This window comes from Mesorhizobium loti R88b (genome assembly GCF_013170845.1).
Classification (GTDB): Bacteria; Pseudomonadota; Alphaproteobacteria; order Rhizobiales; family Rhizobiaceae; genus Mesorhizobium; species Mesorhizobium loti_B.
The window spans coordinates 722036-740705 of sequence record NZ_CP033367.1 but is presented as its reverse complement, the minus strand read 5'-3'; the positions used below and the strand labels follow the sequence as shown (position 1 = coordinate 740705).

Sequence of the window (18670 nt, the reverse complement as noted above, 5' to 3'; positions counted from 1 at the left end):
GGGTCGAAATACAGTGGAGGAGGCATTCATGACCTGGGCTAAGGGGCGTGGCCCCCGCATCGCTTTTTTGGGAACCGGCGCCCAGGGCGCGTCGATCGGCGCGGATTTCGTGCTCGCCGGCCTCGACGTGACATTCATCGAGCAGTGGCCTGTGCATGTGGACGCGATCCGCGCACACGGCATAACAGTCAATCTGCCCACCCGAACGATCAACGCAAGGGTCCCGGTACTGCATCTCTGCCAGGTCGCGGAGGTCAAGGAGCCGTTCGACTTGGTGTTCCTTATCGTCAAAGCCTACGACACCAAGTGGGCCACCCAACTGATTTCGTCTTGTCTCGCACCCGATGGCCTCATCGTCGGGCTCCAGAACGGCATGACGCACGAGGACATCGCCGGAATCGTCGGCCGGGAGCGAACCGTAGGCGCCGTCATCGAGATCGCCTCCAACATGTTCACGCCCGGAATCACCAACCGGCAAAATGACCACGATACCTCGTGGTTCGCCCTTGGCGCCCTCGATCCGACCAGCCAGCCTCGCGTGGAAGCGGTTGCCGAGCTGCTCCGAAATTCCGGAAGGGTTGAGGTCACCGAGGACATCCATTCGGCCAAGTGGATGAAACTGGTGGTGAATGCCGCCGAGCTGATCCCCTCGGCGATCGTCAACCTGCCGCTAGCCGACGCCGCACGGGCGCCGGGCATGCTCGAAGTCATGCGGGCAGCGGGCTATGAGGCTATGAACGCCGCGCTGGCCGACGGCGCCAAGATTGTCCCGATCATCGGCATGCCGCCGATGACCGAGAATCATCCCGAGCGCTATGTCGACCGGATCTTCGAAGAGGTTCTCACCATCTTCTCCAAACCGGACACGCTGACCACGTCCCTGCAGGACTGGCGAAAGGGCCGCCGCGCCGAGGTTCAGGAAGTGAACGGCTGGGTGGTTGACATCCTCAACAGCCACGGACAGGACGCGCCGGTCAACAAGCGCGTTGTTGAACTAGCACTCGACATCGAGAAAGGCAGACTTGATGCGAAGCCTGAGAATGCCAAGCTTCTCATCGAGGCTTCTGAGGCCGTGGCGGACTGGCGGTAAATGCGCCGCCGCCGGCCGAGGATGCGCCAGCCTTCTGTGGCGACCACTGGACGGACGATGTACCCCCAGGGTCCAGCAATCCTGACGGCTCCATAAGGCTTCGCACAACCACGACCTCCTGGCATCGGCGTCGCCAATCCCGCAGGACGTCGTCCCCAAGCTGACCGTCGCCGACACCCTCCGAGCTGTCCTGCCAATGCGCGGCACAGCGGCCGAACGCGGAGGGAGCATGTTGGCTATGCCGGATCACGCCGGGCATGTCATCTAGTTGCAGCACCAACGTCACAGCGGCGGCAGCAGCGCCCCACGCGATTGACCTGCCGAGCGGCGGTTCCGGCCTTGTGCTTTTTGTTAGAGGGTCAACGATATATTGATCGCGATATAAATAATGACAACAACTACGAAGAGCACGATGGCCAAACCGCCAGCGGGCCGGCGGAAGCAGGATATGATCCGAGAATGCAAACCATGGTCGGTATTTGCGGTCATGCCTGTTTCAATACCATCCCTTGCGCCAAAACTTCCATAAGCGAGCCGGAAATCAGATGGTAGTGGAAGTTCTTGGTTTTTCAAAGCTCGCGAGAACGGCCGTGGTCAGGCTGCGAAAGTCCACGCGTTCAGTACGCTTTTCTTGTCAGTGTCATCGACAACGGAGCGCTCGTGCTTTCGCCGATGCTTTCATTGCGCCCTACGCCCGATTTCTAGGCAACCGCGACCTCAGCGGCTGCAGTAGCTTTGTCCGCTTTTGGCAGGCGGGCAAGTCGGTCGGAATGACGAGATTGGGCGCGAAGCGGACGTAAGGTGCGATGCGAGGTTTTCACCTGTAGTCACTCGGTGAACTTGGCAGGAGCTCCGTCTCGCGACGTTTGCTACCAACTACCATGCAACTGGCTATTTCGATCCAAGCGTACATAGAGCAGCTCCGAAGCGACGCGCTCACTGGCGCCGTTGGCAAGAGACACAGGGGTCACCTGGTTTTATTGGGGAGGGATATCAACAATCCGGCACGGCTCAATCACAATAGACATTACGCCGTTCGGGAGATCCACGTTATATTCTCCCAGCTCACCGGAGATGACAATTCACGGCCGAATAGCCGAAACCAGCCGCAGACGCGCCATGCTCTCTGCGTCATCTTTGGACACCCGACAAAAGAACCCTTTGCCCGGCGTAAGAGCTGTCCCAACCTCGGCCGCAAGTTGGACGAGGCAGGATGATGACTCCTCCGTGTAATAAGCAACAAAGGCTGTCATTTGAGCCACCCCTCGCTGCCTCAGTTTCTCTTCGGCTTCTCCAGCATTCAGCGGTTGGATAGGAGCAATGCATGCTCGTAAAAGAGCTCCCTGAAATCGTTATAAGGCGGCGACTTTTTGAGCCGTCGACCCTTCATCCGCGTTCGACGATTTTGTCCCTGTAGCGTCGATTTTTTCGTCTTCTGCCAATTGCGCACTAGATGAAACACTCTCTGGTTTGAGCGTGATAATCACATCGTTGCCCGCGAGCCCTGGCGAGGCTGCGACGATGTCGGCATACGGCGCGCATTTGGATACCGCACGCACAGCTGAATTGAGCAGGACTTGGTCCGACTTAGTCGACGCCAATCCCTCGGTAATCCCTGTTGGCTTTCCATCGAGCTCTCCGGTCGGCAATAGGCGCATGCGGATGGAAACCGGGTTTTTCGCATCCGACGGATAACTCCAGCAATTGAAAATGCGGGAACCGAGGTCGTCCAAAACCTCTTGATTGATCTCGGCTCCGCCTTTCGATGACTGGTTTACAACTGTTGCTGCAGACGCCGAGGGGATAAGCCCGTCGAACAGGACGGCGAATTTAGGATTGGGTGTTCCCGCCGGCGCCATGACTGAAACGATCAGGGAGGCAGACCCGATTAAAATGTATTTTTGCGCTGACCGCATTGTCACCGCTGCGCGCCTGAAGAAGTAAGACCAAAGCGACATGTTAGTCCTCCGTGAAATTAAAAGTGTTTGCGCAGCCGTGTGTGATGGAGCGCGCCGAGGCGTGGATTTGCTTGGCGGTGGGGTGCCGGCGATCAGTTGGCGCTGGAGAGAAGAAATGTAGAGTAGACTCCGTGGTGAAATACTCGACAAGGCGCTGCTCTCTCGTGCATGACGATACGAGAGGTGCTAGCCTTCAATTTGAAGGCCTTGAGAGTCGAGCTTGGGCTTTCGCAGGAAGAGCTCGCTCATAGGGCGGAACTCGACAGAACCAATGTTAGCTCGTTGGAACGAAGCGTTTATAGCGCTTCTATCGATGTGGTTGATCGGATAGCCAACGCGTTGAATGTGGAAGCTTCGGACCTTTTGAAACGAGCAAAGACAAAGAGGTGAGATCCCACCCACTGATCGGTGCGCCATGGTAGCGCTCGTGGCGGTTGACGCTGAAAATGGACTCTCGCGAGATATGCTGACCGCTTAGGGCCTCGGCCTCGTGGAAAGTACGGCATGCGTCGAGCGAGACCAGCTTTTACAGGCTACCAAGAGAGAGTTTTGCGTGGTCTATTCTAGCAACGACACTCGCTCGATCCGGAAAATTGCCCGCCGATGCAAGGACGTGCTCGAGCCGGTGGTTTGGTGGTTCGTACGACATCCGGCAATTCGGAAGGCTGAGCCGCGTTGTCCCGGTGCTGTCGAAGAGCTGAAGCCAGCGATCACTGATGCTTCTCACGGCGGCCCAATGGTCAAGATCTGCAAACGAGGCGATTAGCGCGCAACCTGGTTGGCCCAGGAGCTCCGACATCTTGGTCGCCAGTTGGTCGAATGACGGACGTGCGGTACCGGGCAGCAATGGGGCGACGATCACTTGGATCTCGTGCTCGTCGGCCATGTGCCTTACTGCCGCTTTCAAGACTTTGCGCAGCGGCTTTGTGTCGATGCCATACGCCGTTGCTGCCAAGGCGTCACCATGCAGCTCGACGAACCTCTGCACGGCCCGCGTCGCTTCGTTGATTGACTCCTGACGTGGCTTCCGAGCCGACCGACTGTTCGACTGTGACCAGTTCGCTAGAGCGGTTGTTAGTGGCAGAGCTTTCGTGGGGGGCAGGGGATGCGATCTCCTCTCCGCCTAGCCGTGCCGTAATAGCTTGCACGGCCTTCCTCTGGGCCTTGATGAACGCTAGCTTAAGCTGCCGCCAGGCGGGATCATCCGGGTGGAGGACTATCCCGGCGTCCTCGACCGACTTGTTGATGATCCTGGATCGCTTCACTGCCGCGCATTTTTGCAACTTCATCACGCGACAACTTGTCGAGCGAGGATAAGATTGCCGATACGCCGCAATGTCACCGTCAGTCATCCCGCCTCCATCTGGCGAAAAGGCACCGGTGTCGAGGTCGAGTCCAAGGCCCTTCCTGCGCAATGCCTCGTCGTTTCTCATCAGCCTCGCGGTGTGAGCATCTGCAAGCGCATCGATCGTGGCTGGCGCGATCTCTGCTGGCGGCCCGTCGGTAATTGATTTCCTGGCAAGATCGACGAGACGGTGAGCTTCTTCGATCAAAGGAAGGGCGGCTCGTTCGGCTGTTCGCTGATCATTGGTTCGCAACGATTTGACCAGTTCGTTCTTAAATCGGCCAGACCTGCGGTTCACGCACCATTCGATAGCTTCCGGCCAAGGCATCGGGAATGGCCGACCGGCTATGTCGTCAGGCAGAGCGAACCGGAATTCGAACCGGTTCGCGCGACGTGGATGTATTTCATGCGCGCCATTTTACACCCCGAATGTAGCACGCGTGCGGATCAGATAGCAGTAAAATCAACGCCTTAAGCGATTTCAAGCACTTGCTTGAAGAGTGGCGCGCCCGAAGAGATTCGAACTCCTGACCCCCAGATTCGTAGTCTGGTGCTCTATCCAGCTGAGCTACGGGCGCGCATCAGGCCATGTTTTCAACGGCCCCGCGATCCGATCCCGAGGACCGGCCGCGATGTGTGCAGTTCCCTAGCGACTGAATTTGCGAAAAGCAAGTCGATCCGACAAAAGTTTTGTCGCAAGGCTGTCATCTCTTGATGACGAGCCTGGAGCGCTTCGCTTCGGAGCAGCCACAAGGAGGGCCGACGTCTTGGCCGAGGGGATCGAAGGTGGAGACTGGGAAGGCATAGGCCGGGAAGGCGACAGGGAGCGTCAGCAAACCAGCGCTGATGACCTCACGCCGGGCGGCGCAGGCTGCCGCGGGCTTGGTCGAGCCGCACCGGCTGGTCGGGAATGGTGACGGCGAACGTGGTGCGCCCGCCAATCGACTCGACCAGCTCCACCGTGCCGCCATGGGCCCGGATCAGTTCGTGCGCGATCGCCAGACCAAGGCCGGTGCCGCCGCTGCGCGCCGAGCCGCGGAATGCCGCAAACAGGTTCTCGCGCGCCTTTGGCGGCAGGCCGGGGCCGGTATCGGTCACAGTGACGCGGCTGACGCTGCCCATGCGCACGGCCGACACAGCCAGCCGGCGCACCACGGCGCTCTCGGTATCCCCGGCCATCGCCTGCACCGAGTTGCGGCACAGATTGGTGAGCACGCGGAAAAGCTGATCGGAATCGGCATCCACCTCGAAAGCCGACTCGACAGCATTGATGAACTCGATGCCTTCCTCGATGTCGAGCAGGCCGTGCACGTCCTCGACCAGCTGGCGCAGCCGCACCCTGCGGCGCGAAGGCGGCGGCTCCTGCGTGCGGCCATAGGCCAGCACGCCTTCCGAATAGGAGACGGCCCTGTCGAGCGCGCGCAGCAGCTTTGGCGCGAAGGCCTGCACGGTCGGGTCCTTGACCAGGCGCAGGCGGTCCGAAATCAGCTGCGCCGAGGCCAGGATGTTGCGCATGTCGTGGTTGATCTTGGAGACCGCGAGGCCGAGATCGGCCAGGTGTTTCTGCTCGGAGAGCATCTTCTGCAGCCGCTCCTGCATCTGCGACAGCTCGCGTTCGGCAACGCCGATCTCATCGGAGCGGGCGGCGGGATGGATGATGCGGCCGGGGTCGTCGGGCGCTTCGGAGAAGGACAGCATCGAACGCGTCATGGTGCGGATCGGCCCGATCATGATCAGGTCGATCGCGGCATAGACCAGCATTGCCGTGAACAGCGAGATCAGCAGCGAAACGAAGGCGACGTTGCGCGAATAGATGAGCATGGCCTTGCGCAGCGAATAGTCCGGCATGATCAGCTCGAACTCCTTGTCGCTGTCGCCGACCGGTCCGAAAACACGCAGCATCCGGTCGCCGCCGAAGAACAGCGTGTCGAGCGCGCCGGTCATGCCCTTGACCATGCCGACGCTGGCAAGGTCGATATGCTCGTCGACTTGCGGCGGCATGTCGGCCACCACCAGAAGCCGCGAGACGCCGCCATCGCGCACCGCGATCGCCTTGGCGCCGATCGCCATCAGCACGTCATTCTGGGCCGTGCGCGACAAGGAGGTCGACTCGCCCTGCACCAGCACGATCGACACGGCGGCGGCCGTACTCAGCCGCTCCTTGAGCCAGCTCACCCGATAACTGGCGATCCAGGGCAGGAAGATGAGCACTTCGGCCAAGAGCACGAAAACGATGGTGAGCAGCAGCAGTTTTGTCGACAGACCGCGCGACAAGGGCACGCTGCGGCCGGCGGCAGGCGCCGTTCCGATCCCTTCCCCCGCTTGGCTGGCTTCGCTCATGCGACTCGATCTTCACAATCACTTGATCAGCCAACATTAGGGGATTACGGCATTTTTGCCAATTTCATCCTTTGGTCGGAACATTAAATTACTGTCATGAAGCCGGCGTCCACGGCGCGACGACTCCGGATTGACTTCCAAAACCCTTCTTTCTATAAGCCCGCTCACGCTCGGGCCATACATCCCGGCGCGGTTTCGATCGCGCCAAAGCCGGCCCGGCAAAGCTCCTGTTACACAGTGACAGAATCAAGAAGGGCCGCACCCCGCGGTATTAAAACAAATGAAGCGTACCTACCAACCGTCCAAACTCGTCCGCAAACGTCGGCACGGCTTCCGTGCCCGCATGGCCACCAAGGGGGGTCGTGGCGTCGTCGCAGCTCGCCGCAATCGCGGCCGCAAGCGGCTCAGCGCCTAAGCGAGACGAAATCGTTGCCCGCAACCGGCAAGCCAGTGGGGGCCAATCCCAAGCGGCTTCTGAAACGCGCGCAATTCCTGGCCGTCCGTCGTGGTGAAAAGCGACGCGGGCGGTTTTTCCTCGTTGAGGTTCTCGACCGTGGCGACGGCCTGTCGCCGCGCGTCGGGTTTACCGTCACCAAGAAGGTCGGCAATGCGGTTGTGCGCAACCGCGTCCGGCGGCGGCTGAAAGAAGCCGTCCGCACCCATGCCGCCGATGACATGGTGCCCGGCAGTGACTATGTCATCGTCGGGCGCGATGATGCGCTACGCGCCCCGTTCGGCCAGTTGAAGGCTGAACTCTCCCGCCGACTTCGCGGAACACGATAGGCCAAGGCTCTCGATGGAAAACAACCGGAACTTCTTCATCACCATCGCGCTGTCGGTGCTGATCCTGGCATTGTGGCAGTATTTTTATGTGCTGCCGCGCAGCGAGGCGCAACGCGATGCTGCCCGTATCGAACAGCAGCGGGTCGAGGAACAGAAGAAGGCAGCCGACGCCGCCAATCCGGGAGGCGCGCCCGGGCCCGCGCCAGGCACCATTCCCAATGCGCCCGGCGGCGATACCGTCACCGCGGCCAGCCGCGACCAGGCGCTTGCCGCTTCGAAGCGCGTCAAGATCGACACGCCGAGCCTCGAGGGCTCGATCAACCTCACCGGTGCGCGCCTCGACGACCTCAAGCTGAAGCACTACACCGAAACCGTCGACAAGAATTCGCCCGAGATCAGCTTGCTCAACCCGCAGGCTCTGCCGACCGGCTATTTCGCCGAGATCGGCTTTGTCGGCAACGACAAGACCGGTGTGGTGCCGGGTTCGGATACGGTGTGGAGTGTGGACGGCAATCCGACGTTGAGCCCGTCGACGCCGGTGACACTCACCTACACCAACGACAAGGGCCTGACCTTCAAGCGCACCTTCTCCGTCGACGCCAACTACATGTTCACGGTGTCGGACACGGTGCAGAATGCCGGGTCGAGCGCGGTGTCGCTGTTCAATTACGGCCGCGTCACGCGCTATGACAAGCCGGCCGTGGCCAGCACCTATGTGCTGCATGAAGGCTTGATCGGCGTGACCGGCACCGAGGGCTTGGCCGAATACAAATACGCCAAGATCGAATCCGAAAAGCAGGTCACGCCCGGCAAGTCGACCGATGGCTGGCTGGGCATCACCGACAAATACTGGGCGGTGACGCTGGTACCGACCGAGAAGCAGCCGTTCCAGCCGCGCTATGCCTTTTTCGAGGATGGCCGGCACCGCTACCAGTCCGACTTCCTCACCGATGCAATCAATGTCGAGGCCGGCCAGTCCGCGACGGTCGAGACCGAGATCTTCGCCGGCGCCAAGGAAGTCGCCAAGATCAACGCCTATGAGAAGGACCGCGACATTCGCCAGTTCAATCTGGTGATCGACTGGGGCTGGTTCTATTTCATCACCAAGCCGATGTTCTGGCTGATCGACACGCTCTACAAATTCTTCGGCAATTTCGGCCTGGCGATCCTCGCCACCACCGTCATCGTCAAGGCGCTTTTCTTCCCGCTCGCCAACAAGTCCTACGCGTCGATGGCGAACATGAAGAAGGTGCAGCCCAAGATGCTCGAGATCCGCGAGAAATACGCGGACGACAAGATGGCGCAGCAAAAAGCGATGATGGAGCTGTACAAGACCGAGAAGATCAATCCGCTTGCCGGCTGCTGGCCTGTGGCGCTGCAGATCCCGGTCTTCTTCTCGCTCTACAAGGTGCTCTACATCACCATCGAGATGCGCCATGCGCCATTCTTCGGCTGGATCCAGGATCTGGCGGCGCCCGATCCGACCTCGATCTTCAACCTGTTCGGCCTCGTGCCGGTGACGCTGCCGCACATGCTGATGATCGGCGTGTGGCCGCTGATCATGGGCGTTACCATGTTCCTGCAGATGCGCATGAACCCGACGCCGCCGGATCCGACGCAAGCCGCGATCTTCACCTGGATGCCGGTGATCTTCACCTTCATGATGGCGGGTTTCCCGGCCGGCCTCGTCATCTACTGGGCCTGGAACAATTCGCTGTCGATCCTCCAGCAGGGCGTCATCATGAAACGCCAGGGCGCCAAGATCGAGCTGTGGGACAATCTGGTCGCATTGTTTCGAAAGAAACCGTCGCCGGCGGAGTAGCCGCTCTTCTTCAGGAAGCGGAACACGTCTCTCTCTTTTCCAGAAAGCCCGGCTCGTCCGGGCTTTTTTCTTTGGGCAAGCGATCGATCACGTTCCCGTGATCGGCGAAACTGCAAGCCGTCGCAGGGCGTGACTGCGTGTGCATTTCCAAAGGCTTATCAATTCTGATCAGCCCTCACCCGGAGGAAGACCATATGCGCATGCCGTCATTCAGGACCATCGCCTTTTCCGCACTCGTTGCCAGCGTGGCGATTGCCGCTCCCGCCTACGCCAAGAACCCGAATGTCGGCGGCGCGCCGATGTACACCACCAAGAACATCGTCGAGAACGCCGTCAACTCGAAGGACCACACAACGCTGGTCGCCGCCGTCAAGGCCGCCGGCCTGGTCGACACGCTCGAGGGCGCCGGCCCGTTCACCGTCTTTGCGCCGACCAACGAAGCCTTCGCGGCACTGCCCAAGGGCACCGTCGATACGCTGTTGAAGCCGGAGAACAAGGGCCAACTCACCAAGGTGCTGACCGCCCATGTCGTGGCCGGCAAGATTTCAGGCGCCGAAATGATGAAGAAGGCCAAGGCGATGGGCGGCAAATACGAGATGAAGACCGTCTCGGGCGACACGCTCACCGCCGAGGTCAAGAAGGGCAAGCTCTACATCATGGATGAGTCCGGCGGCGAGGCGAAGGTGACGATCGCCGACGTCAACCAGTCGAACGGCGTCATCCATGTCGTCAACAAGGTGCTGTTGCCGAAGTAACGGCTTCCGGCGAAAGGGGGTAATGGCAGGTCGTTGGGCTTTCTCGGCCCGCCATCCCCGCCTCATGACGAGGTGCCATGTTTCTTGGGAAGTCGTATCGGCGAGGCCGGGGTCCTGTAGTCCCTCACAGGACCCCGGTTTGTTTTTGCGTACTGGGAGGACGGCTGGGGCTTCAGCAGTCGAACGTCGACCGCTTCGCGCCCATCACTCCATGACGGCGCTGTGATCGACCTTGGCCGGCGTGCCTGGCTTGCGCAGCAGCAGAACCAGCGGGATCGCGGCCAGCGACAGGATCATCATCAGCTTGAAGTCGTTCATGTAGCTGATAACAGTCGCCTGCAGCGTCACCACGCCATCCAGCGCGGCGCGGCCGGCGGCGGTGTAGGGGTTCATCGCCTGGAAGATCGCCGGATTGCCGAACGCCTGGTTGTAGGGCGTCACATAGGTGGTGATGTTGGCGTGGTTGATCTGCACGTTCTGCACCAGCAACGCGGTGACCACCGAGATGCCGACGCTGGAGCCGATGTTGCGCGACAGATTGTAAAGCCCGGTGCCTTCCGCGCGCCGCTCCGGCGCCAGCGTGGCGAAGGTGATGGTGGTCAGCGGCACGAACAGGAAGCCCAGCCCCGCGCCCTGGATGAAGCCGGTGCTGACGATCGTCCATTGCGAGACGTCGGGGGTCCAGCCGGTCATGTCGTACATAGCCCAGGCGGTGATCGCGAGGCCGATGAACAGCAGCCATCGTGTATCCACCTTGCCGATCAGCCTGCCGACGAGGAACATGCAGGCCATGGTGCCAAGACCACGCGGGCCCATGACGATGCCGGCCGTCACCACCGGATAGCCCATCAGCGTCTGCAGATAGGGTGTCATCAGCGCCAGCGAGGCCAGGTAGGTGATGCCGATGATGAAGATGAAGATCATGCCAACGGCGAAATTCCGGTCGAGGAAAAGCCGCGGGTTCACGAAGGTGTTTTTGGCGGTGAAGGTGTGGACGAGGAAGATGTAGAAGGCCGATGCGCAGATCAGCGACTCGACGATGATCTCGGATGACGAGAACCAATTGAGCTGCTCGCCGCGATCGAGAAACATCTGCAAGGCGGCGATGGTGACACTGAGCGCGCCAAATCCCAGCCAGTCCAACCTGGCCTTGATATCCAGCTTGGTTTCCAGGACGAACAGAGACACGCCGGCGAAGGCCAGCGCACCGATCGGGACGTTGATATAGAACACCCAGCGCCAGCTGATGTTTTCGGTCAGCCAACCTCCGATGACCGGCCCGAGCACCGGTCCGACCATGACGGAAATGCCGAACAGCGCCATCGCCGAGCCGCGCTCTTCCACGCTGTAGATATCAAGCAGGATGCTTTGTGCCAGCGGCACCAGGGCCGCGCCGAACAGGCCCTGCAGCAGGCGGAAGCCGACGATCTGCGGCAGCGACTGCGCGAAGCCGCAGAGCACCGAGGCGACCACGAAACCGGTAATCGAGGTCAAGAGGATGCGCTTGCGGCCGAAGCGGTTGGCCAGGTAGCCCGAAGGCGGCGTCATCACCGCGGCGGCGACGATGTAGGAGGTCAGCACCCAGTTGATCTGGTCGGCGCTGGCCGAAACGCTGCCCTGGATATAGGGCAGCGCCACATTGGCGATGGTCGTGTCCAGCGCCTGCATGATGACGGCCAGGATCACGCAGGCGGTGATGGCGCCGCGATTGGCGACCACCGGTGCGGCACCTGTCGCGGCTGCGCTGGTCATGATTTCTGTCCGAACATCTTGAGAAGGTTGGTGACGAAGTCCGGCAGGCCGCGCGTATGGCCGGTGTCGACGTCGACCACGACGCTCATACCGCCGCGCAGCGGCGGCTTGCCCTGGGGATCGTCAACCGTCACGCGCATCGGGATGCGCTGCACGACCTTGACCCAATTGCCGGTGGTGTTTTGCGCCGGCAGCAGCGAGAAGCTCGACGACGAGGCGGGGCTGATCGAGGCAACCGTGCCGTGCCACACGGCGCCGGGATAGGTGTCGACGCTGATCGTCGCCGTCTGTCCCGGCCGTACATACGTCAGTTCGGTCTCCTTCGGCTCCGCCTCGATCCACAGATCGGTCGACGAAATCAGGCTGAAGGCCGGCTGCGAAGCCGGCAGATACTTGCCGACCTGAAGCGCATCGACATTGGTGACGACGCCGTCGAACGGCGCCTTGACGATAGAGTCGTTGAGATTGCGCTGCGCATCATCGACGCCCGACTGGGCCTGCAGATAGAACGGGTTCTTCTCCACCGGCTGGCTGGCGTCGCCGCCGAGCTGGGCAAGCATGGCCTGTGCCTGCGCCTTGGCGACCGACACTTTCTGGCGCGCGGCGACGAGGTCGTGCTGGGCGCTGTCGAAAGACGCCTTCGAGGCGGTGGAGGTCTTGAGCAGATCCTGCTGCCGCTGGAAGGCGGCCTCGTAATAGGGAATGTCGGCCTGCGCCTGTTCGATCTGTGACAGTGACTGCTGGTAGCTCGCCTGCAGCGTCAGCACCTGGTTGCGCACCGTCCCCAACTGGGCCTGGGCCGCGGCGAGCGCGGTCTCGAACGAGGCCGGCCGCAGGCGGAAGAGCATGTCACCCTTCTTCACCACCTCGTTCTCGTGCACGTCGATCTCCTGCACGGTGCCGGAGACATCGGTGGACACGCCGAGCGACTGCGCCTGGATGTAAGCATTGTCCGTGCTCATCACCTGGCCGCCGGTGACATAATAGTAGCCGCCAACGACCAGCGCGACGGGAAGCAGGGCAAACAGGACCGGCCGCCTCAGGCTGCGCTTTGGCTTGACCGGGGCAGCAGCGGGAGGGGCAATGGCGGCAGGCGCCTGCTGCGGCTGCGGCTCCTTGGCCGGAGCCTCGAGTGCCACCGGCTCCAGGGCAACCGGAGCCTCCAACTCGTCATCGTCGATGACGACATTGACGCGCCTCTGTTCGCGTTCGCTGTCCAGCCGGATGATCTGGTCGATTTTCCGCTCCGAAGATTGTTCCTCGGCGGGCTTCTTGGGGGATGTTGATTCAGCCATGTACGTTCTCCCGGTCGACGGCAGGCTGGGTGCAAGCCGCGAGCAGATTGGATTTGATCAAGCTTAGTGTTTGCAGCAGGTGCCGCTGGGTATCAGCGGACAGCCCGATGAAGGCTTCGTCGCGTGTTTTCTGGCCATTGGCGCGCATGATTTCGAGCAGCGGATGGGCCTGGGGTGTCAAATAGAGCAGCCACGCCCTGCGGTCGGCAGGATTGGGCCGGCGTTCGATGAAGCCCCGCGCCTCCATCTTGTCGAGCAGCCGGGCGAGCGTGATTGGCATGATCTCGATGAGATCGGCGAGCTTGTTCTGGTGGATGCCCTCATGCAACGAAAGATAAGCCAGCACCTGCCATTGGGCGCGGGTGAGCCCGGATGTGCGCGAACGCTGCTCAAACCGCTTTCTAAGCAGTCGCGCGACGTCGTGCAGCACGAAGCTGATATTGGGCGAGGAGGACATGGGAGGTGATCGGGATCTGGTGACAAGCTTTCGTGAGCATGCTTATTATCATCATGCACATAATCCTGCTGGACGGCGCGCGCAAGACGGGCTAAGCCCCGAAAACGAAAAAATTGAATGGGCCACGACACCGAATAGGCGCTTGGCGGTGGCACTTTGCCGGCAAGGATTGTGACGATGAACTGGATAAAGATCGCAGCTGTAGCGGCTCTCATGGGATACCCTTGCGTCGCCGTTGCGGGGCAGGCCGTGAGCTGTGGTGGCGCCGCCATGCTGGGTGGCGCGCAGCTCAACTGCAGCCACGTCGAACCCACGGCACCGCCGCAATTCTGCACGTTTAGCTGGGCTCTGCACACAGCCGCGGGCGATCAGAAAGTCGTCGACGGCACCTTCCTGCTTCCGCCCGGAGCATCGAATGTCACCGTCTATCAGGGCAGCGGTTTCGACAGCGCGCTGTCCAATCCGATCGTGATCTGCCGCGGCAACAAATGAGCCTGTCCGTCACGGAAGACTCGCTCCTCGGCCGATTGGTGCTATAGGGCGGATCACGTTATTTTGACCGGGCGCGACCGCCTAAGTGCATGGCGGCCAGGATCGCCGCAACCTCGACGCCATCTGGGCGCCGATATCTCTCTTCTGGAGGCAGCAGCTTGAACGCTCTGAACAGCACCGTGATCAGCACCGACCTCTTCACGCGTGGGTGGATTTTCATTCGCGGCGTGCCGGCCATGAAGTTCCTGCCGCCGGAAGGTCCGCCGGAAATCGCTTTTGCCGGCCGCTCCAACGTCGGCAAATCGTCGCTGATCAACGCGCTGGTCAACCAGAAGGGGCTGGCGCGTACATCAAACACGCCGGGGCGCACGCAGGAACTCAACTACTTCGTCCCGGACGGATTTTCGGGCGAGGGCGCCGATCTGCCGCCGATGGCGCTGGTCGACATGCCGGGCTACGGCTACGCCACCGCACCCAAGGAGAAGGTCGACGAGTGGACCAAGCTGGTCTTCGACTATCTCAAGGGCCGCGTCACGCTGAAGCGGGTCTATGTGCTGATTGACGCGCGCCACGGCATCAAGGCCAAGGACGACGAGGTGCTGTCGCTGCTCGACAAGGCGGCGGTGTCGTACCAGATCGTGCTGACCAAGACCGACAAGATCAAGGCCGCCGGCGTGCCGCGGCTGATCGAGGAGACGCTGGCCAAGATCAAGAAGCGTCCTGCGGCGTTTCCGTTCGTGCTGGCGACGTCATCGGAAAAGGGCGAAGGCCTCGAAGAGTTGCATGCCGCGATCGTGCTTGCGGCCAATGGCGGGTAAACCGGGCGCGGCGGGCACTACGCCGCGCTAAACCTTTGCCTCGATTGCAATCATTTCGTGGCTTTCTTCGACCGCAAGCTGCTCGGTGCCATAGGCCTTCAGGAACATGTCGACGCCCGACCTGACGACGTGGTCGATCTCATCCTGGCCCGGAGCCTTGGTGCGGTAGGCAAAGATGCATTGGCGGAAAAGACCGGACAAGCACAGTTCGGTGAGCTGGTAAGCGGCGAGATCGACATCGTCGATCCGCAACAGGCCGCGGTCGATGGCAGCGTTCAGGAAGGTCATCATCTTGTCGTGGCCGCGCTTGGGGCCACGTTCATAAAATCGCGCGCCAAGCTCGGGCATCCTGTCGGTGACACCGATCACGGTGCGCTGCGCCTGGATGACCTTGGCCGACGTGATCTTGAGTGACAGCACCTTGCCGTACTTCACCAGCGTCTCGCGCAGATTGTCGTCGCGGTCGAGCAGGTCGTACATGTTCTTGAAGATCGTGCCGCGCTCTTCCTCGATCAGCGCTTCGAACAGCTCTTCCTTGTTGGCGAAGTAGACATAGATAGTGCCCTTGGAGACACCGGCCTCGCGCGTGATGTCATTCATAGAGGCGGCCTCGAAGCCCTTCTCGATGAAAACACGGCGGGCGCCTTCGATGATCTGGCTGCGCTTGACGGGGTCTTGCCCAGCCGCCGGGCGGCCGCGACGCAGCTCCAGCACGTCGCAAGGATCCTGGTCTACATTGGGTACGGTTTCGGCATTGGGTAAGGTTTCGGTCATAGGATGACACCTCGGAAATAATTCGAACCAACCGGTTCGATTGCCCCTTGATATGGTCCTCTTTTCGCGCTATGTCAACGCCCAGATCGAACCGAACGGTTCAGTATTATTGTTTTAGAGAGATGTCATGTCTTCGAACGCGCCAACCACTGCCGAAGTCCGCCCTTTCCCCAATGCCAAGGTCGCACCGGCGACGGAAGCACCCGAGATTCCCGTTCATCCGGTCGTCGCGCCGCCACCGGCGGCTGAAGCTCCGGCCAAGAAGAAGCGCTCGGTGCGCTCCTTCCTGTTGCCGATCATTGGCCTTGCCCTGCTGAGCGGCGGCGCCTGGTATGGCTACGATTACTGGACCACGGGCCGTTTCATGATCTCGACTGACGACGCCTATGTCCAGGCCGACATGGCCTTCGTCTCGCCCAAGATTTCCGGCTATGTCGACCAGGTCAAGGTCACCGAGAACCAGCTGGTCAAGGCCGGTGACCCGCTGCTGACCATCGACGATGGTGACTACAAGATCGCCGTCGCCCAGGCCGAGGCGCAGATCGCCACGCTGGCCAAGACGCTCGACCGTATCGACGCGCAGACCAAGGCCGCGCAGGCGTCTCTGCAGCAGGCTCAGGCGCAGAAGGTTGCCGACCAGGCCGCGGCCGATAATGCCGGGCGTGCCCAGCAGCGCGCCGCGCAACTGCTCAAGACGCATGTCGGCACGCAGGCGCAGCTGGACGATGCCCAGACCGCGCTCGACCAGGCTAATGCCGCTCTCGTCGGCGCCGACGCCCAGATCGCCGCGGCACAAGCCAATATCGGTGTGCTGGAAGCACAGCGCGCCGAATCGGCGAGCACGCTTGCTTCCCTACAGCTCAACCGCGACAAGGCCGCGCGCGATCTTTCCTTCACCGTGCTCAAGGCGCCTTATGACGGCGTCGTCGGCAACCGCTCGGTCGAGCAGGGCGACCTCGTCAGCCCCGGACAGAAGCTCGCCGTCGTCGTGCCGATGGACAAGCTCTACATCGTCGCCAACTTCAAGGAGACGCAGCTTGGCCGGCTGGTTCCCGGCGAAAAGGTCAACATCTCGGTCGATGCCATCGACGGCCAGCCCATCCAGGGAACCGTCTCATCGCTGGCGCCTGCTTCAGGAGCGGTCTTCTCGCTGTTGCCGCCGGAAAATGCCACGGGCAACTTCACCAAGGTGGTGCAGCGCGTCCCGGTCCGCATCGACGTTCCGGCCGACGCCCTGAAGACTGGCAAGCTGCGCGCGGGCTTGAGCGTCATCGTCAACGTCGACAGCCGCACCGCGCCTGCCGTGACGACCAACTAAGCCCTTTCGGAGGGCGGCTCGGTGGCTGACTAAGCACTGAGCCGCCCGGCCTGCCTCAAGGAGGCCCATGCAATGGCAACCGCTACAATCACCGCAGGAGCGCCGCCGGCACGGCCGGCGGTCCCTGACACCATTTCGACGCGGCGTGTCATCGCCTTCCTGGCGATGGTGTTCGGCATGTTCATGGCGATCCTGGACATCCAGATCGTCTCGGCCTCGCTGGCCGAGATCCAGGCTGGCCTGAGCGCCAGTTCCGATGAAATTCCGTGGGTGCAGACGGCGTATCTGATCGCCGAGGTGGTGATGATCCCGCTGTCGGGCTTCCTCAGCCGCATGCTGTCGACGCGCGTGCTGTTCACCATCGCCGCCGCAGGCTTCACCGCAGCCAGCGCCCTTGCCGCGACCGCCACCAACATCGACCAGATGATTGTCTACCGCGCCGTGCAAGGCTTCATCGGCGGCGGCATGATCCCGAGCGTCTTTGCGGCCGCGTTCACTATCTTCCCACCCTCGAAGCGCGCCATCGTCTCGCCGATGATCGGCCTGGTGGCGACGCTGGCGCCGACGATCGGCCCGACCGTCGGCGGCTATATCAGTCATGCCTTTTCATGGCACTGGCTGTTCCTGGTCAATGTCGTGCCCGGCATTCTGGTGGCGACCGCTGCCTGGTCGCTGATCGATTTCGACAAGCCCAATCTCAAGCTGTTCAACAAGTTCGACTGGTGGGGCCTTGCCGGCATGGCGGCTTTCCTCGGCTGCATGGAATATGTGCTCGAAGAAGGCCCGAACAATGACTGGCTGCAGGACCAGGGGGTCTTCATCTGCGCGATCGTCATGACCGTCGGCGCTGTCGTATTCTTCTGGCGCGCGTTCACCGCGGAGGAGCCGATCGTCGACCTCAAGGCTTTCACCAACATCAACTTCGCCTTCGGCTCGCTGTTCTCCTTCGTCATCGGCATCGGCCTCTATGGGTTGACCTATCTCTATCCGGTCTTCCTCGGCCGCATCCGCGGCTACGATTCGATGATGATCGGCGAGGCGCTGTTCGTCAGCGGCCTGGCGATGTTCGTTACCGCGCCAATCTCGGGCTTCCTGTCGAGCAAGATGGATCTGCGGCTGATGATGATGATCGGCTTCTTCGGCTTCGCCACAGGCACCTGGTGGATGACGCATCTGACCGCCGACTGGGATTTTTATGAGCTTCTTATCCCGCAGATCCTGCGCGGCTGTTCAATGATGCTGTGCATGGTGCCGATCAACAACATCGCGCTCGGCACCTTGCCGCCGGACCGGCTGAAGAATGCGTCCGGCCTGTTCAACCTCACCCGCAACCTCGGTGGCGCCGTCGGCCTTGCCCTGATCAACACCGTGCTGATCGACCGCAATGCCTTCCACTACGCAAGGTTGGCTGAGCACGTGCAGTGGGGCAGTGCCGCCGCGCAGACCAAGCTGCAGAACATGACGCTGAACTTCGAGCAGGTCACAGGTCTCGATGCCACCAGTGCCGCGATCTCCAAGCTGTCGGGCATGGTCCAGCAGCAGGCGGCACTGCTGTCCTTCATGGACGTGTTCTACATGCTGACGGTGCTGTTCGCGACGCTTGGCTTTTTCACCATGCTGATCAACAAGCCGGCGGCGCCCGGTGGCGGAGGCGGCGGCGGGCACTGACAG

18 protein-coding genes and 1 tRNA gene are annotated in these 18670 nt (G+C 61.4%); 10 read left to right on the top strand and 9 right to left on the bottom strand.

All coding sequences use genetic code 11. From position 1 onward, the window contains the following. The first annotated feature begins 28 nt into the window (after positions 1-28). Positions 29-1090, top strand: a complete 1062-nt coding sequence (locus EB235_RS03525) for a ketopantoate reductase family protein (protein ID WP_027032330.1) — start codon at positions 29-31, stop codon at positions 1088-1090. A 1352-nt stretch (positions 1091-2442) separates the two neighbouring features. On the opposite strand, the gene EB235_RS03520 is transcribed toward EB235_RS03525, so the two are convergent. Next, positions 2443-3048 (bottom strand): hypothetical protein, encoded by a 606-nt coding sequence (locus EB235_RS03520; RefSeq protein ID WP_027032331.1) that lies wholly within the window; start codon positions 3046-3048, stop codon positions 2443-2445. 168 nt (positions 3049-3216) lie between these two features. Between EB235_RS03520 and EB235_RS03515 the strand changes: the two genes are divergently transcribed. Continuing rightward, complete coding sequence (locus EB235_RS03515; RefSeq protein ID WP_080680891.1) at positions 3217-3438, top strand: helix-turn-helix domain-containing protein; 222 nt, start codon at positions 3217-3219, stop codon at positions 3436-3438. A 136-nt stretch (positions 3439-3574) separates the two neighbouring features. Here EB235_RS03515 and EB235_RS03510 read toward each other — a convergent pair whose 3' ends face one another. The 4 genes from EB235_RS03510 to EB235_RS03495 all read right to left on the bottom strand — a co-directional run bounded on the left by EB235_RS03510 (position 3575) and on the right by EB235_RS03495 (position 6733). Then, a complete protein-coding gene (locus EB235_RS03510) occupies positions 3575-4003 on the bottom strand; it encodes a hypothetical protein (protein ID WP_155256451.1) in 429 nt (142 codons plus the stop codon). Positions 4004-4007: 4 nt separating this feature from the next. Further along, the gene (locus EB235_RS03505; RefSeq protein WP_155256452.1) at positions 4008-4691 is read right to left on the bottom strand and encodes a hypothetical protein; all 684 of its coding nucleotides are present in this window, start codon (positions 4689-4691) and stop codon (positions 4008-4010) included. A 203-nt stretch (positions 4692-4894) separates the two neighbouring features. Further along, positions 4895-4971 (bottom strand) — tRNA-Arg (locus EB235_RS03500). A gap of 274 nt (positions 4972-5245) precedes the next feature. Next, positions 5246-6733, bottom strand: a complete 1488-nt coding sequence (locus tag EB235_RS03495; RefSeq protein ID WP_027032334.1) for an ATP-binding protein — start codon at positions 6731-6733, stop codon at positions 5246-5248. A 280-nt stretch (positions 6734-7013) separates the two neighbouring features. Here EB235_RS03495 and rpmH point away from each other — a divergent pair, with 280 nt between their 5' ends. The 4 genes from rpmH to EB235_RS03475 all read left to right on the top strand — a co-directional run bounded on the left by rpmH (position 7014) and on the right by EB235_RS03475 (position 10093). Further along, on the top strand, positions 7014-7148 hold the full coding sequence (rpmH, locus tag EB235_RS03490; protein ID WP_008833937.1) for a 50S ribosomal protein L34: 135 nt from the start codon (positions 7014-7016) through the stop codon (positions 7146-7148). A gap of 14 nt (positions 7149-7162) precedes the next feature. After that, the gene (gene rnpA, locus EB235_RS03485; RefSeq protein WP_032925761.1) at positions 7163-7516 is read left to right on the top strand and encodes a ribonuclease P protein component; all 354 of its coding nucleotides are present in this window, start codon (positions 7163-7165) and stop codon (positions 7514-7516) included. Positions 7517-7529: 13 nt separating this feature from the next. Then, the gene (gene yidC / locus EB235_RS03480; RefSeq protein WP_027032336.1) at positions 7530-9338 is read left to right on the top strand and encodes a membrane protein insertase YidC; all 1809 of its coding nucleotides are present in this window, start codon (positions 7530-7532) and stop codon (positions 9336-9338) included. Between the two features lie 194 nt (positions 9339-9532). Next, positions 9533-10093, top strand: a complete 561-nt coding sequence (locus tag EB235_RS03475) for a fasciclin domain-containing protein (RefSeq protein ID WP_027032337.1) — start codon at positions 9533-9535, stop codon at positions 10091-10093. Between the two features lie 204 nt (positions 10094-10297). Here the strand turns inward: EB235_RS03475 and EB235_RS03470 are convergent, their stop codons facing one another. Genes EB235_RS03470 through EB235_RS03460 form a run of 3 tightly spaced genes read right to left on the bottom strand, consistent with a single transcriptional unit; the run spans position 10298 to position 13597 of the window. Further along, positions 10298-11845: a DHA2 family efflux MFS transporter permease subunit gene (locus EB235_RS03470; protein ID WP_027032338.1), complete on the bottom strand. Its 1548-nt coding sequence runs from the start codon at positions 11843-11845 to the stop codon at positions 10298-10300. Continuing rightward, positions 11842-13140: an HlyD family secretion protein gene (locus EB235_RS03465; protein ID WP_027032339.1), complete on the bottom strand. Its 1299-nt coding sequence runs from the start codon at positions 13138-13140 to the stop codon at positions 11842-11844. The genes EB235_RS03470 and EB235_RS03465 overlap by 4 nt, the downstream gene beginning before the upstream one ends. Continuing rightward, positions 13133-13597 (bottom strand): MarR family winged helix-turn-helix transcriptional regulator, encoded by a 465-nt coding sequence (locus EB235_RS03460; protein ID WP_027032340.1) that lies wholly within the window; start codon positions 13595-13597, stop codon positions 13133-13135. The genes EB235_RS03465 and EB235_RS03460 overlap by 8 nt, the downstream gene beginning before the upstream one ends. A gap of 177 nt (positions 13598-13774) precedes the next feature. On the opposite strand from EB235_RS03460, the gene EB235_RS03455 reads away from it, so the two are divergent. Both EB235_RS03455 and yihA read left to right on the top strand, forming a co-directional pair. Further along, on the top strand, positions 13775-14089 hold the full coding sequence (locus EB235_RS03455) for a hypothetical protein (protein ID WP_027032341.1): 315 nt from the start codon (positions 13775-13777) through the stop codon (positions 14087-14089). A gap of 158 nt (positions 14090-14247) precedes the next feature. Beyond that, complete coding sequence (yihA, locus tag EB235_RS03450; RefSeq protein ID WP_027032342.1) at positions 14248-14907, top strand: ribosome biogenesis GTP-binding protein YihA/YsxC; 660 nt, start codon at positions 14248-14250, stop codon at positions 14905-14907. A 27-nt stretch (positions 14908-14934) separates the two neighbouring features. On the opposite strand, the gene EB235_RS03445 is transcribed toward yihA, so the two are convergent. Beyond that, entirely contained in the window at positions 14935-15681 is a 747-nt protein-coding gene (locus EB235_RS03445) for a TetR/AcrR family transcriptional regulator (protein WP_027032343.1), read from the bottom strand. 127 nt (positions 15682-15808) lie between these two features. Between EB235_RS03445 and EB235_RS03440 the strand changes: the two genes are divergently transcribed. Beyond that, entirely contained in the window at positions 15809-16999 is a 1191-nt protein-coding gene (locus EB235_RS03440; RefSeq protein ID WP_027032344.1) for an HlyD family secretion protein, read from the top strand. 72 nt (positions 17000-17071) lie between these two features. After that, positions 17072-18667, top strand: coding sequence for a DHA2 family efflux MFS transporter permease subunit (locus EB235_RS03435; RefSeq protein WP_027032345.1), 1596 nt, complete (start codon positions 17072-17074; stop codon positions 18665-18667). The last annotated feature ends 3 nt before the right edge of the window (positions 18668-18670 follow it).

Bases quoted from the DNA above. Each gene is read 5' to 3' on its own strand.
- EB235_RS03455 (WP_027032341.1), top strand. From the start codon at position 13,775: ATGAACTGGATAAAGATCGCAGCTGTAGCGGCTCTCATGGGATACCCT.
- EB235_RS03470 (WP_027032338.1), bottom strand. From the start codon at position 11,845: ATGACCAGCGCAGCCGCGACAGGTGCCGCACCGGTGGTCGCCAATCGC.
- EB235_RS03445 (WP_027032343.1), bottom strand. From the start codon at position 15,681: ATGACCGAAACCTTACCCAATGCCGAAACCGTACCCAATGTAGACCAG.
- EB235_RS03525 (WP_027032330.1), top strand. From the start codon at position 29: ATGACCTGGGCTAAGGGGCGTGGCCCCCGCATCGCTTTTTTGGGAACC.
- EB235_RS03520 (WP_027032331.1), bottom strand. From the start codon at position 3,048: ATGTCGCTTTGGTCTTACTTCTTCAGGCGCGCAGCGGTGACAATGCGG.
- rpmH (WP_008833937.1), top strand. From the start codon at position 7,014: ATGAAGCGTACCTACCAACCGTCCAAACTCGTCCGCAAACGTCGGCAC.
- EB235_RS03460 (WP_027032340.1), bottom strand. From the start codon at position 13,597: ATGTCCTCCTCGCCCAATATCAGCTTCGTGCTGCACGACGTCGCGCGA.
- yidC (WP_027032336.1), top strand. From the start codon at position 7,530: ATGGAAAACAACCGGAACTTCTTCATCACCATCGCGCTGTCGGTGCTG.
- EB235_RS03440 (WP_027032344.1), top strand. From the start codon at position 15,809: ATGTCTTCGAACGCGCCAACCACTGCCGAAGTCCGCCCTTTCCCCAAT.
- EB235_RS03475 (WP_027032337.1), top strand. From the start codon at position 9,533: ATGCGCATGCCGTCATTCAGGACCATCGCCTTTTCCGCACTCGTTGCC.
- EB235_RS03435 (WP_027032345.1), top strand. From the start codon at position 17,072: ATGGCAACCGCTACAATCACCGCAGGAGCGCCGCCGGCACGGCCGGCG.
- EB235_RS03465 (WP_027032339.1), bottom strand. From the start codon at position 13,140: ATGGCTGAATCAACATCCCCCAAGAAGCCCGCCGAGGAACAATCTTCG.
- EB235_RS03515 (WP_080680891.1), top strand. From the start codon at position 3,217: ATGACGATACGAGAGGTGCTAGCCTTCAATTTGAAGGCCTTGAGAGTC.
- EB235_RS03495 (WP_027032334.1), bottom strand. From the start codon at position 6,733: ATGAGCGAAGCCAGCCAAGCGGGGGAAGGGATCGGAACGGCGCCTGCC.